The sequence below is a fragment of the Arthrobacter sp. TMN-50 genome, assembly GCF_054511125.1.
Map to the genome: position 1 here is coordinate 83,212 of NZ_JBTNDG010000009.1, position 12,627 is coordinate 95,838.

Consider the following 12,627-nt stretch of genomic DNA (forward strand, 5'->3'; position numbering starts at 1 on the left):
CAACGGTCAGGAAGCTAATCCATGTCCCTGTTATCACCAGAGCGCCAGAGCCTCACCGCATCAAGAGTTGTCGGCGTCGGGTCATACCAACCAGCACGGATCCTCACGAACGTGGAACTCAGCCACAAAGTTAACACGTCTGATGAATGGATCCGCAGCAGGGTCGGGATCGAAACACGACACATCGCGGACACGGAAACCGTCGCCGACCTCGCCACTGCGGCTTCACTGGATGCCCTGCAGAACGCCGGGCTAAACCCAAACGAGGTGGATCTCATCATCGTCGCGACCGTTACCGCTCAAGACCGGTCTCCCAGCACGGCCGGACGCGTATCCGCGAACATTGGGTGTTCACACCCAGTTGTTTTCGACATCAACGCTGCCTGTTCTGGCTTCACCCATGCTCTCGCGGTCGCCGATCAGGCCATCAGAACCGGGTCCGCTCGCACCGCCCTGATCATCGGAGCCGAAAAACTCAGCGAGTTTACCGACTGGTCGGATAGAACAACCTGCGTGCTGGTCGGCGACGGCGCCGGAGCTGTCATTCTTAGAGCCTCAGACTCATCAGGCGTCGGGCCAGTCCATTGGGGTTCAGTGCCCGGACTCTCGCATGCTGTGCGTATTGAAACGCCACACTTACGCTTCGAGCAGGAAGGCCTTTCGGTTTTCCGGTGGGCGATCAGCCAGGCCGCGGCCCTTGCGCGACGTACCTGCGAAATGGCGGGTGTAAAATCAGAAGATTTGGCAGCGTTCATTCCTCATCAAGCAAATCTTCGTATCATCGAGCCCCTCGCCGACCAGCTAGGCATTCCTCGGGCCATCACCTCGCGAGACGTAGTAACGTCTGGAAACACCTCTTCCGCCAGTATTCCGATCGCTCTATCCAAACTCGTGCAAAGCGGCGATATTGCCTCGGACAGTCCTGCGCTGCTCTTCGGATTTGGAGGAGGTTTTTCCTACGCCGGACAGGTCATCCGAACGCCGCGCGCTCTCCCCTAAAGGTGCTAATTGTGCGGCAAGACCGTCGAGTCCGGCCACATGACCAAGGACCTCGCTGCCCGGTCGGACCGGACCAGGCGTATCAGACCACCCAGGAATTCCTTGATACCCTCCGACGACAACCTGAAGGCACGCCTCAGCCGATGGTGATGCCCTACCTTGGTTTCTTTGGAACGGGTTTACCCCAGTCCTCGCGTGCACCATATCGCGGAAACTCTTTGTTAATTTCCTAGAACCCTTGATTGCACAGGCTTTACGGCTTCGCGCTAGGAAGGTGACAGAGCTTTGCCTGAGGGCTTGGTGGAGATTCAGCCACCCGACCGCCACCGCCCATCAGGCATCAGGCATCAGGCATCAGCCATCGTGCCCCGGCCATTCCCCCTCCTCGGTGGGCGTCATGTCACCACCCGCACCCCCGGCTCGCCAGCCGAGGGGACCGCGGCTAGGCCTGCGGAATACATCAATGCAGTGAGCACTTGCACGAGGTATGACAACTATTGCAATCATCGGAGCAGGATCAGGACTCGGAGCCGCCGTCGCGCGCAAGTTTGGCGCTGAGGGCTACGCGGTCGGCCTCATCTCACGCAACCAGGGGCGTCTCGACGCGCTGGCTGATGACCTCGCCAAGGACGGAGTGCACGCGAAGGGATTTACCGCGGATGTGCGGAATTCCGACTCCATCGCGAAGGCACTTGAACAGGTGACCGAAACTCTCGGCCCGATCGAAGTTCTGCAATACAGCCCGCTGCCGCAGAAAGACTTCATGCGCCCGGTGCTGGAAACTACCCCAGCCGATCTGGTGGGTCCCATCGAATTTTCCATCTACGGTCCGGTTGCCGCTGTTCACCAGGTGGTACCCGGCATGCGGTTCCTCGGCGAAAATCGCGGCACCATCCTGTTCGTCAATGGCGGTTCGGCGGTCAAGCCGGGTCGCGGTGTCACTGGCACCTCGGTGGCGTTCGCTGGTCAGGCCGCCTACGCCCAGAGAAGGATCCCGACGTTCTCGCCGGAATCCTTTGGGACCTTCACATTAAGCGCGACCGCTTCCGCCATCAGGTCAGCGAAGACTAAAGTGTCGCAGCTGTCAGCGGGTGGGAAAGGCACCCATGATTCGGATCGAGCTCGATACCGAATGGTACGATATTAGGTACCACTTGGAGGCACCATGGCCATCACGGCATCCGAAGCACGCGCGCGGCTCTTCCCCTTGATTGAACAGGTCAACAACGACCATGCACCAGTCGAAATTGTGTCAAAGAACGGCAGTGCCGTCCTGATGTCCCTGGCCGACTACGAAGCCCTCCAGGAAACGGCCTACCTCTTGCGGAGTCCGGCGAATGCGGCCCGGCTCGCGGAGAGTATCGGGCAGCATCGAGCTGGCCGGGCCGGGCCCAGGGCACTCCCGGAGTGAACCTTCTGTTCACCGATATCGGGTGGGAAGACTATCAATACTGGCTCGCCACGGACCGCGCGATCCTCAAACGGATCAACCGGCTGATCGAAGAATGCCGCCGCACACCGCTTGAAGGGATCGGCAAGCCCGAGGCCCTCCAACACCAGCTCGCGGGCTACTGGTCTCGCAGGATCACTGAGGAGCACCGACTCGTCTATGCTGCCGATGATGAAAACCTCGTGATCATCGCCGCTCGGCACCACTATTAAACCAGGGGCCTCAGATCGGATGACAGGATAGTGCCAGGCAGCACCAATCAGCGGAGGGACGCCACGTCATGGAAGAGCACGTCGACCAGCAGGCCCGGCAGCAAATACTCGCGGCCCTCGCTGCCCAGCCGGGCCGGATGGGTGACGACGCCGCCTTCCTCCGCCGGTTCGACCAGCATTTCCCCGATCTGTGCCAGCTCTTTCATTCCCTCTACGGCCCACAAAGCGACTGGCTGGACCACCTCACCGCCCTGGTGCTTGAGGCGGCCCGCTCCTGGCAGGAACGCCCCGCGGATCTGAAGGCCGTTGACGACGCGAAAGAGCAGGACAACGGCTGGTTCCTGTCGAATTCCATGTTGGGCGGGGTCTGTTACGTGGATCGCTACGCGAAAAACCTGGCCGGCGTCCGCGCGCAGATCCCCTACTTCAAGGAACTGGGCCTCACCTACCTGCATCTAATGCCCTTGTTTTCCGTCCCTGAGCCGCATTCCGACGGCGGCTACGCGGTCTCCAGCTACCGCGAGGTGAACCCGGCACTCGGCTCGATGGAACAGCTTCGGGCCCTCGCTGCAGACCTGCGGGCCAACGGGATTTCCCTGGTGGTGGACTTCATTTTCAACCACACCTCGAACGAGCACGAGTGGGCACGCAAGGCGGCAGCGGGCGACCCCGCCTACAGCGACTACTACTGGATTTTCCCGGACCGCGCCATGCCGGACGCCTTTGAACAGCACGTGCGGGAAATCTTCCCCGATGATCACCCCGGCTCGTTTGTCCGTGCGCCGGATGGGCGCTGGGTGTGGGCCACCTTCCACAGCTTCCAGTGGGACCTGAACTACTCCAACCCCGCCGTGTTCAGGGCAATGGCTGGCGAGATGCTATTCCTCGCGAATCAGGGCATCGACATCCTGCGGATGGACGCCGTCGCCTTCATCTGGAAGCAGCTCGGCACCACCAGCGAAAACCTCCCCGAGGCACACACCCTGCTGCAGGCGTTCAACGCGGTCTGCAGAATGGCCGCGCCATCGCTCCTGTTCAAATCCGAAGCTATCGTCCACCCCGATGAGGTGGCGCGTTACATCGATCCGGCCGAGTGCCAGCTCTCCTATAACCCCTTGCAGATGGCGTTAATCTGGGAGTCCCTCGCCACGCGGGACGCCTCACTGCTCGCCCAGGCGCTGGAGCGCCGGCATGCCATCCCTGACGGCACCACCTGGGTGAACTATGTGCGCAGCCACGATGACATCGGGTGGACCTTCGCCGACGAGGACGCCGCCGAACTGGGCGTCAATGGGTTCGACCACCGCAGGTTCCTGAACTCTTTCTACGTCAACCGCTTTCCCGGCAGTTTCGCCCGCGGCGTCCCGTTCCAGGACAACCCCCGGACCGGCGATTGCAGGATTTCGGGCACGACGGCGTCGTTGTGCGGACTACAGGGCGGCGAGGCCGCCGCCGTCGAACGCATCCTGTTAGCGCACTCGATCACCTTCAGCACCGGTGGGATCCCGCTGCTGTATCTGGGCGACGAGGTGGGCCAGCTCAACGACTACCAGTACGCGTTGGAGGCTGGGCATGCGGCCGACAGCCGCTGGGTGCACCGGCCACGCTACCCGGCTAGCCAGTACTCACGCCGCAACGATCCCTCCACTCTGGAGGGCACCATCTACGCTGGCCTACGGCGGATGATCTCCGTCCGGGCGGCCAGCCCGGAGCTGGCTGGGACTCGGCTGATCGACTTCGCCACCGGCAACCGCAGCGTGCTGGGCTACCAGAGGCCCGGCGGGCGGACGACGGTCCTGGTGCTGGCGAACTTCAGCGATGAGCCGCAGCCGGTGTCCTCAACCACGCTGAGCGGATTCGCACCCGACGTCGTCGACCTCCTGACCGCTACTGCGCTGCGGCTCGACGGCGGAATCACCCTCGCGCCGCGCGGCTATCTGTGGCTGCGGGCCCGCGCCCGGTAGGGAAGGCAGCGGGAGCTGAGGACCGCCGCCAGCCGCTACTCAGGGGATGAGCTTCTCGGCGCGGTAGCGATCGAAGAGGTCGGTGAAGGCGTCGAGGGTGCGGCGGTAGCCGGTGAACCCGGCCACACGGCTCTTGCTCATATCGGCGACCACCTCGAGGTTGCGGCCAAGGTCGCCGTCGGTGTGCCACCAGGACGCCACCCGGTCCAGGCGTGGTTCCGCAAGTGCGTTCGCCGCAACGAGCTGCTCCCACTGCGGCTCGGCGCCAGCCATCTGGATCTCGAGCGGGCGTGGGCCGTCTTTGAATCCTTCGGACCGAACCCCGAAGTACGCAGCGAGCTGCTGCCACATCCAGCGCCACCGAAACACGTCTCCGTTGACCACGTTGAACGCCTCATTGGCGCCACCGGGCGAGGTTGCGGCCCACACCATGTGATCGGCGAGGAGACCGGCGTCGGTCATGTCGGTCAGGGAGTTCCACTGGGTTTCAGAGCCGGGGAAGGTGAACGACCGGCCGGATTCCTTGCACAGGGCCGCGTAGGCCGCGAGGGTCAGGCCCATATTCATGGCGTTGCCCACTGCATGACCGATTACCGTGTGGGCGCGGTGCACCGACCAGGTGAAACCCTGTGTTGCGGCCGCCGCCCACAGTTCGTCTTCCTGTGCGTAGTAGAAATTGTTGACCGGCAGACGAGGTTCCTCTTCGTGGAACGGCGTGTCCGGCATGTCACCCTCCCCGTAGGCTTCGAACGGCCCAAGGTAGTGCTTCAACCCGGTCATCAATGCGACGTGTGCCACCGGTTTGTCGGCGAGCGCCGCCAGGAGGTGCCGCAGCATGGCGGCGTTCACACGGATGTTCGCTTCCTCGGTGTCCTGGCGTGCCCAGGCCGTGAAGAAAACGTGGGTCGGCGACTCGGCGGCCAGCGCCTCTTTCAGAGACTGGGGCGAGGACAGATCGGCGGGAACATAGCGAACGCTGGCTTTGGGTGTTCCTGCGCTGCGCGACATGGCGAGCACCTGCCATCCCTCGCCGGCAAGCTTCTCGACCAGAGCTGACCCTGCGATACCCGAAGCGCCGACCACCAGGGCAATGCCACCAATGGGTTTTTCCACCTGAGGTGTTGGTTCGTTGCGAGTCATTGAGCGTTCTCCTTGCATTGCAAACACGGATGGCCGGGGCCGGCATCGTGAAAGTGTTGAACTGTCTTATCTACGGCAAGCCACCTGATCGGCGAATAATTCCGTGGACTAAATCAGCGACCGGGTCTTATGGCACTGCCGGTGCGGGGTGTCGCACCCGATGATTGAACAACTAACGAATGATGAAAGACGATGATGACCTCAGATACGGCAACGCCTACTCGCCCGGTGACGGTTTTCTTGCTCGATGACCACGAACTGGTCCGACGCGGCCTCCGTGACCTCTTGGAGGGCGAGGGATTCGCGGTGATCGGCGAGACCGGCTCAGCCGTTGAGGCGGTCCGCCATATTCCCGCTCTTGCCCCCGATGTGACCATCCTGGATGCCCGGCTTGCTGACGGAAACGGCATCGAGGTGTGCCGCGACGTGCGGTCGGTGGATCCATCGCTGCAATGCGTGATCCTGACCAGTTACGACGACGACGACGCCGTCCGGGGTGCCATTTTGGCCGGTGCGGCTGGCTACATTCTCAAGGAGATTGTCGGCTCGGATCTGCTGGAGAAGGTGCGCCGCGCATCCAGGGGAGAGTCGCTTTTCGATGAAGAGGTCAAGGCGAAGGTGGTTGCCGGCTTTACCACGGTTCAGCCCGAAGACCCCCGACTGGCCGGGCTGACGGTGCAGGAGAAAAAGGTGCTCGCCCTGATCGGGGCTGGGATGACCAACCGGGAAATCGGCGCCGAGCTGTTCCTGGCAGAGAAGACGATCAAGAACTACGTGTCGTCAGTCCTGGCGAAGTTGGGATTCCAGCGCCGTACACAGGCGGCTGTCTATATCTCCCGTCCGGCAAGCCCGCAGCGCTGACGCCGCAGCCGACCGCTGCCCGCTACCGCCACCAATCCCATTTCGGTGGTCAACCTAGACCTCGGTGGCCGATATTTCCACCCGGACTGTCAAAGTTGGCCCCCCGGATCCAGGTTGCTCACTGCGACGAGGTGGGGAGGTAGCACCGCGGCACGGCGGGGTTGGGCGAGGCTCGCGCAGGCGGGCCCTCAGGTGAGGGGTAGCGTCACATCGATCGTGGCCCCCTGGCCGAGGGAGGACTCGATCGCGACCTTCCCCCCGAGCTCCTCCGCCCGCTGCTGCATGTTCCGTAGACCGCTACGACGCCCGTTCTGCTCAAATCCGCGTCCGTTGTCGACTATCTGCAGGTTGACGCACTGTTTGCCCGCGGTCAGGGACACGATGATGGTGGTCGCGTGAGCATGCTGCAGCGCATTGGACAGCGCCTCGCGGAGGATGGCCTCCACTTGGGCGGCGGTTGCCTCCCGAACGGACGTGTCGAGCGGTCCCGAAAAGTGGATAACCGGTTCAACCTCCGAGCCGTCAAGGACCTGGCGGGTCAACGCGAGAATCCGAGAGCTGAGGGCTGCTTCGCTGTGCGTTGCCGACTGTAGGGAGTAGATCGTGTCCCGCAGCTCCCCGATCGTCGCATCGAGCTCAGTAGTCACCGAGGCAATGCGTGCGAGCGGCTCCTCCCCCACCACATGCTTGCGCAGACTTTGAATACTCAGACCAGCCGCAAACATTCGCTGAATCACCAGGTCATGCAGGTCCCGGGCAATCCTGTCGCGGTCGCCGAAAACAGCGTCCTGTTCGCGCTGAATCTGCATCTGTGTCAGTTCCAAAGCCGTCGAAATTTGGGAGGCGAACGCCGCGGCCATGAGCTGGTCCACCGGCGAAAATGGGGGATCATCGTGGGTGCGGGCGATCACTAGAAACCGGGCGTGAGCGCCCCGATCAGTAATCCTCGTATACAGGGCGGTCTCGAACGCCTCGGATTCATGGGTGGGCAGCACGTTATGCAGATCATGACCATTCAGCACTGAGGTATCTCCAAACGGAAGCGTCATGGTGCGCAGGACAGAGCCGTTCCCCACCAGCCGCCCGCGGAGGTCATCTCCATGCAACCCGAGCGCCACCTCGCAGTAAAGAGACTCGTCCGGCTCCAACCGGGTAAGTATGAGTACTAAAGCGGCTCCGGAGGCTGCCCTGGCGTGCTCTGCAACGAGTTCAACGTCGCTGAGGCTCCGATCCGGCGAGGTGTTCAACAGTGCTCGGACGGCATCCTGGCCGCACTCCAGCCATCGAGACCGACGCGTCTCAGCTTCAAAAAGCCGCATATTCTCGATGGCAACGCCCGCTGCGGCCGCGAGAGCCACCGTCAGATCTTCGTCGGACTGGGTGAAGTCACCACCACCGTTCTTCTCGGTGAGGTAGAGGTTGCCGAAAACTGTGTCGCGCACCCTGATCGGCACACCCAGGAATGACGTCATCTGCGGATGCCCCGGCGGGAACCCAAACGACGCCGGATGATCGCGTAGGTCTGCGAGACGAAGCGGCTTCGGCTCGCTGATGAGTAGGCCAAGCACCCCGTGGCCCACGGGCAGCGCGCCGATCCTGGCGATCTGGTCCTCATCCAGGCCCACTGTGATGAAGTGGCTGAGTGCGCCGTCTGGACCGATAACGCCTAGTGCCGCAAACTTCGCGTCGACCAACCGGCATGCTGCCGCCACCACGCGCTCCAGGACAGTCTGCAGACCCTGGTTTTCAGCAATGGCCGCAAATCCAGCGAGGAGGTGGTCCACACCGCCGTGGACGGCTGAGCTGATTGAGTGAGGCTTATCGTCGGAATCGGTGATCTGGGTGGTTGGTGGTGGACCCATTGTGCGACTCCAGTGAGTTGATCCCTGACCTTCAATTCCTGAAGGTGCCTACACGCTGACCCGGCGGATTAGGTCTTCTGGCCCTAGTGGAACGGGACGTCCGACCATACTGTCGGGCTATGGACTCCGAGACTACACCCACATCCGTTTTACCGGCCCACGCCTGCTGGGAGTTGCTGCGGGGGGCCGCCTATGGGCGGCTTGCCCTCTGTATCGACGGACAGCCGGAGATTTTCCCGATCAATGCACAGGTGGATCATGGGACTCTGGTTTTCCGCACCTCTGAGGGGTCCAAACAGCGGGAAGCTGAGGGTGCGCTGGTGGCGTACGAGGCCGACGGCGTCCTGGCGGACGGTTCGCGAGCATGGAGCGTGGTCATCAAAGGACAGGCGTCAACCATCCAACGCACCGCTGAACTGATGTCAACCATTCATCTTCCGCTTCATCCGTGGGAACCCGGCCGCAAGGACCGCTTCATGCGGATCGTGCCCGCGAGCATCACCGGCCGGAGCTTCGACATTCTGCCGGCACCTCCGGCCCAGAAGATTCCAGCGGCTAGCGACGAGTAACCACCAGCGTGGGGCATTGCGGATCTAACAGGAGCGTATGGGTTACCGATCCCAGCAAAATCCCGGGCCGAGCGCCGCGCCCGTGCCTACCGATTACCAGAAGATCGGCGTCCGCGGCGTGAAACAGGAGAGACTGCACGGGGGTCCGCTGGTCGTCGATCTCGCGCACAATTGTCAGCGACGGATATTGTTCCTTGAGTTCCGTGAGCGCCAACGGAGTCGATTGGTCGGCTGTGTCGCCGTGAGTGGCGGTGTTCGATGAGGTAACCACTTTTAGCTGGCGCCCAGATCGGCTGGCTTCGTCCGCAGCTACCTTCAACGCGGCGTCGGACTCCCGCGACCCGTCCACGCCCACCACCACCGTTCCGACCCCGTGGTCAGAGCCGGTGCCGGGAGCGCCGTCTCGCACCACACGGGCGCCGGATTCGCGGGGGATCACCACCACGGGCGCGACGCTTCCGAGGGCCGCCTGTTGACCGACCGACCCGAGATATTCCCCAGTGCGTACATCCACCCGATCGGCGCCGACAACAATGAGCGAGGCGTCCTCCGACATATTCACCAGCGCGTCGACGATGTCGCCGGAGTGCACGTTGGCGGTCACATGTGCGTCGGGGTACTCGGCGCACACCAGGCGGGACTCGTCGTCGAGTGTCTGCCGGGCCGCGGAAATCAGGCTCCCATAGGGCGCACCTCCCGCCTCCACGGGTAGCACCAGGGACTGGTCGGGAATCGCGTGCAGGACGGTGATGTGTTGTCCGGTGCGCAGGCCACGCTGCGCGGCCCAGCGTAGGAGTGGCAGCCCGGTGGCCCGGTCACGAAATGCGACGACGATGGGCCGATCCGGTGCGAGGAGGGCGGCCAGGGTCTCGATCACGTGGGATTACCATCAGTGAGCGTGTGATCCGGGACGATAACCGCGCGGTAATGCAGAGCCCTCACGGACGCTCCTCCGGCAGTTCCCCGGTTGCCCCTTCAACCACCAGCACCGGGCACTTGGCATGCGCCACGCAGGCGCCGCTGACCGACCCCATGAGCAACCCCCTGAATGTCCCGTGCCCTCGGCGCCCCAGCACCAGCATCACAGCGCCCTCCGCCGTCTTGACCAGCCCCTTCGACGGGTGCGAAAAAAGGACCACCTTCTCCAACCCCTCAGGGAGGTGCGACCCGAAAGCGGTCTCCACCGCGGTATCGAGCTTCTTCTGGGTAATTTCCTCGAAGTTGTCACTCCCCAGGGGCACGTACCCTGCGTACTCCGGTGGATAATCCCAGGTACTGACTGCCTGAATGACGGCGCCGAATGCCGGAGCAAGCTTCCGGGCAAAGCGCAACGCGGCAATCGATTGTTCGGAGCCGTCAACTCCCACGACGATCCGGGACGAGGTGGATGCTTCCATGGTGTTCCTCCAAGTCTGCGCGGCATGGTTGCAGCGGTTACCCCAGTGTCGCCCGCCGCTCAGGCCAGCGTTAGGGTCTTTGTGCCCTTTTCGGCCCCCTATCCGGGACGTCAATCGGTCCGGCCCCGGGCACGTCGAGGTTGAGGCGTCGCCGATGGGAGCGAAACAGGAATTGGACCGCTCCGACACCAACGATCAACACCCGCCAACGGTTGGGCGCCTCATTGGTCAATCCAGCATTGACTCGAGCGACGGGCAGGCAGAAGCGCGGTGTCCCGGAGGCGGCGGGAGGTGTGGACGTCATGCAAAAGCCTTCCAAAGTTGGCGTGCAGAATTGCAGCAGCCACTTCAGTGTGATGCGGAGGCCAATCCGATGGAAGGGTCCTTGTACCCCAATCGATGAACGTCAGAACCGCGGACCGGAACACATCTAGTGTTGAGGTATGAGGATCAATGCCTTCTCCGACGTCTGCCTGCGGGTGTTGATGATCCTTGCGTCCGCGCCACACGACGGGCTTCAGACGTCACGAGTCATCGCCGCCGAAATTGCCATTCCCTACAACCACGTGAGCAAGGCCGTGATCCGGCTGCGCGATCACGGCCTGGTGGACGTTGTCCGTGGACGTTCGGGCGGTCTGCGGATTAGCGACGAAGGCAAGCGCGTAACGGTCGGCGCCCTACTGCGCAGCCTGGACACCCGCAACGATGTTGCTGATTGCCGAACACCAAAAGGTGATTGCCCACTCCTTGCCGGCTGTGGACTGCGAATAGCGCTGGCCCGGGCAAGGGATGCCTTCTACGCCGAGCTGGATGGTGTGGTCATCGCCGACCTGGCTGGCCCGGGCCGGAGCAGGTCGGCATTCGTCGACCTGCAGGATCTGACGACGCGACGCCATACGACAACCTAAATCTCTACATCATGTAGAAACTGAAATTAAAGTTGCATCCCGCATGCTACTTTTGAAAGCAGTAGCCCTCAACGCAAGGAGACGGAATGCTTTCGCACCAGTCATACCCCATCATCGAAGCCACGCTGCCGCTGGTAGGCGAGAAGATGCCCGGTATTGCAACGAACTTTTACGCGCGCCTCTTCGCCGCGCACCCGGAACTCTTTGACGGGTTGTTCAGCCGATCGAACCAGAAAAATGGGACCCAGCAGCAGGCTCTCGCCGGGAGTATTGCGGGCTTCGCAGCACATCTGGTCAAGAATCCAGACAGTGCACCGGAAATCCTCCTCGCCCGCATTGCTCACAAGCATGTCTCGCTCGGGATCGTGCCGGAACAGTACGACGTCGTCTACAAGCACCTGTTCGACGCCATCGCCGAAGAGCTCAACGAGGTCATCACAGCGGAGATCGCTGCAGCATGGACCGAAGTCTACTGGCTGATGGCCCACGCTTTGATCAAAATGGAAAACGGCTTGTACGCCAGTGCTGCGAGCGAGAAGCCGTGGACACCGTGGATTGTGCGCAGCAAGGTAGCCGCCGGGAGTGACGCCATTACGTTCACCCTGGTACCCGCTGACGACACCCCCATCACAGCCTCGCGGCCCGGCCAGTACGTCGGGGTCAAAGTGATGATGCCGGACGGAATTCACCAGGTGCGCCAGTACTCGCTGGGCGCCGAGAACGAACCAGGTGTCAGGGTGTTCACCACCCGGCTCGACGCCGACGGCGAAGTGACGCCCGTACTCCACCACACCGTCCAGGTGGGGGATCAATTGATGCTCTCGAATCCATGCGGAGACATTGTTCTGGGCGACGGCGAGCACCCCTTGGTTCTCGCTTCCGCCGGCATCGGCTGCACACCCATCGCGTCCATCCTGCGATCACTGGCGCAGAAGGACTCACGCCGGGAGGTCCTGGTCCTCCACGCCGAAACCAGCCTGGACCGGTGGGCGCTGCGGGAACAGATGAGCAACGACGCGGCCAGCCTGGAAGCCGCCGAACTGGAGTTGTGGCTGGAACAACCCGCCGGAGATTTCCATAGCGGGCTAATGTCGCTGGATGCCGTGACCATTCCGGCGGACGCATCCGTTTACCTCTGCGGCCCCCTGCCCTTCATGCGGTCCATCAGATCACAGGCTCTGCAATCAGGGGTACCTGCGGACCGCATCCACTATGAGGTCTTCGGCTCCGATCTGTGGCTCGCCAACGCCTGACGCCGGAACCGC

Annotated in this window: 13 protein-coding genes; 9 read left to right on the plus strand and 4 right to left on the minus strand. The window is 62.6% G+C overall.

What is annotated here, in order from left to right; translation table 11 throughout:
* Positions 1–21 precede the first annotated feature (21 nt).
* The 5 genes from ACX80A_RS11595 (at position 22) to ACX80A_RS11615 (ending at position 4,625) form a co-directional block, all read left to right on the plus strand.
* Positions 22–999, plus strand: coding sequence for a beta-ketoacyl-ACP synthase III (locus tag ACX80A_RS11595; RefSeq protein WP_459259865.1), 978 nt, complete (start codon positions 22–24; stop codon positions 997–999).
* Between the two features lie 487 nt (positions 1,000–1,486).
* On the plus strand, positions 1,487–2,146 hold the full coding sequence (locus ACX80A_RS11600) for an SDR family NAD(P)-dependent oxidoreductase (protein WP_459259866.1): 660 nt from the start codon (positions 1,487–1,489) through the stop codon (positions 2,144–2,146).
* Positions 2,147–2,164: 18 nt separating this feature from the next.
* Positions 2,165–2,410, plus strand: a complete 246-nt coding sequence (locus ACX80A_RS11605; protein WP_459259867.1) for a type II toxin-antitoxin system Phd/YefM family antitoxin — start codon at positions 2,165–2,167, stop codon at positions 2,408–2,410.
* On the plus strand, positions 2,407–2,661 hold the full coding sequence (locus tag ACX80A_RS11610; protein WP_459259868.1) for a Txe/YoeB family addiction module toxin: 255 nt from the start codon (positions 2,407–2,409) through the stop codon (positions 2,659–2,661). The genes ACX80A_RS11605 and ACX80A_RS11610 overlap by 4 nt, the downstream gene beginning before the upstream one ends.
* A 68-nt stretch (positions 2,662–2,729) precedes the next feature.
* Positions 2,730–4,625 carry an alpha-amylase family glycosyl hydrolase gene (locus tag ACX80A_RS11615; protein WP_459259869.1) on the plus strand — a complete coding sequence of 632 codons (1,896 nt, stop codon included), beginning with the start codon at positions 2,730–2,732 and terminating at the stop codon, positions 4,623–4,625.
* Between the two features lie 39 nt (positions 4,626–4,664).
* Here the strand turns inward: ACX80A_RS11615 and ACX80A_RS11620 are convergent, their stop codons facing one another.
* On the minus strand, positions 4,665–5,765 hold the full coding sequence (locus ACX80A_RS11620; protein WP_459259870.1) for an SDR family oxidoreductase: 1,101 nt from the start codon (positions 5,763–5,765) through the stop codon (positions 4,665–4,667).
* A gap of 195 nt (positions 5,766–5,960) precedes the next feature.
* Between ACX80A_RS11620 and ACX80A_RS11625 the strand changes: the two genes are divergently transcribed.
* Positions 5,961–6,626, plus strand: coding sequence for a response regulator (locus tag ACX80A_RS11625; RefSeq protein WP_459259892.1), 666 nt, complete (start codon positions 5,961–5,963; stop codon positions 6,624–6,626).
* A 188-nt stretch (positions 6,627–6,814) separates the two neighbouring features.
* On the opposite strand, the gene ACX80A_RS11630 is transcribed toward ACX80A_RS11625, so the two are convergent.
* Positions 6,815–8,488: a GAF domain-containing sensor histidine kinase gene (locus ACX80A_RS11630; RefSeq protein WP_459259871.1), complete on the minus strand. Its 1,674-nt coding sequence runs from the start codon at positions 8,486–8,488 to the stop codon at positions 6,815–6,817.
* 119 nt (positions 8,489–8,607) lie between these two features.
* Here ACX80A_RS11630 and ACX80A_RS11635 point away from each other — a divergent pair, with 119 nt between their 5' ends.
* The gene (locus ACX80A_RS11635) at positions 8,608–9,057 is read left to right on the plus strand and encodes a pyridoxamine 5'-phosphate oxidase family protein (RefSeq protein ID WP_459259872.1); all 450 of its coding nucleotides are present in this window, start codon (positions 8,608–8,610) and stop codon (positions 9,055–9,057) included.
* Here ACX80A_RS11635 and ACX80A_RS11640 read toward each other — a convergent pair.
* Complete coding sequence (locus ACX80A_RS11640) at positions 9,044–9,934, minus strand: universal stress protein (protein WP_459259873.1); 891 nt, start codon at positions 9,932–9,934, stop codon at positions 9,044–9,046. The two genes, ACX80A_RS11635 and ACX80A_RS11640, sit on opposite strands and share 14 nt — an antisense overlap.
* A 61-nt stretch (positions 9,935–9,995) precedes the next feature.
* Positions 9,996–10,454 carry a universal stress protein gene (locus tag ACX80A_RS11645; protein WP_459259874.1) on the minus strand — a complete coding sequence of 153 codons (459 nt, stop codon included), beginning with the start codon at positions 10,452–10,454 and terminating at the stop codon, positions 9,996–9,998.
* Positions 10,455–10,897: 443 nt separating this feature from the next.
* On the opposite strand from ACX80A_RS11645, the gene ACX80A_RS11650 reads away from it, so the two are divergent.
* Together ACX80A_RS11650 and ACX80A_RS11655 are read left to right on the plus strand one after the other, a co-directional pair.
* A complete protein-coding gene (locus ACX80A_RS11650; protein ID WP_459259875.1) occupies positions 10,898–11,362 on the plus strand; it encodes an RrF2 family transcriptional regulator in 465 nt (154 codons plus the stop codon).
* Positions 11,363–11,448: 86 nt separating this feature from the next.
* On the plus strand, positions 11,449–12,615 hold the full coding sequence (locus tag ACX80A_RS11655; RefSeq protein ID WP_459259876.1) for a globin domain-containing protein: 1,167 nt from the start codon (positions 11,449–11,451) through the stop codon (positions 12,613–12,615).
* Positions 12,616–12,627 lie beyond the last annotated feature (12 nt).

Coding starts and splice junctions, on each gene's coding strand:
- ACX80A_RS11595 (WP_459259865.1), top strand. CDS start 22: ATGTCCCTGTTATCACCAGAGCGCCAGAGCCTCACCGCATCAAGAGTT.
- ACX80A_RS11645 (WP_459259874.1), bottom strand. CDS start 10,454: ATGGAAGCATCCACCTCGTCCCGGATCGTCGTGGGAGTTGACGGCTCC.
- ACX80A_RS11635 (WP_459259872.1), top strand. CDS start 8,608: ATGGACTCCGAGACTACACCCACATCCGTTTTACCGGCCCACGCCTGC.
- ACX80A_RS11600 (WP_459259866.1), top strand. CDS start 1,487: ATGACAACTATTGCAATCATCGGAGCAGGATCAGGACTCGGAGCCGCC.
- ACX80A_RS11625 (WP_459259892.1), top strand. CDS start 5,961: ATGACCTCAGATACGGCAACGCCTACTCGCCCGGTGACGGTTTTCTTG.
- ACX80A_RS11605 (WP_459259867.1), top strand. CDS start 2,165: ATGGCCATCACGGCATCCGAAGCACGCGCGCGGCTCTTCCCCTTGATT.
- ACX80A_RS11655 (WP_459259876.1), top strand. CDS start 11,449: ATGCTTTCGCACCAGTCATACCCCATCATCGAAGCCACGCTGCCGCTG.
- ACX80A_RS11620 (WP_459259870.1), bottom strand. CDS start 5,765: ATGACTCGCAACGAACCAACACCTCAGGTGGAAAAACCCATTGGTGGC.
- ACX80A_RS11615 (WP_459259869.1), top strand. CDS start 2,730: ATGGAAGAGCACGTCGACCAGCAGGCCCGGCAGCAAATACTCGCGGCC.
- ACX80A_RS11630 (WP_459259871.1), bottom strand. CDS start 8,488: ATGGGTCCACCACCAACCACCCAGATCACCGATTCCGACGATAAGCCT.
- ACX80A_RS11650 (WP_459259875.1), top strand. CDS start 10,898: ATGAGGATCAATGCCTTCTCCGACGTCTGCCTGCGGGTGTTGATGATC.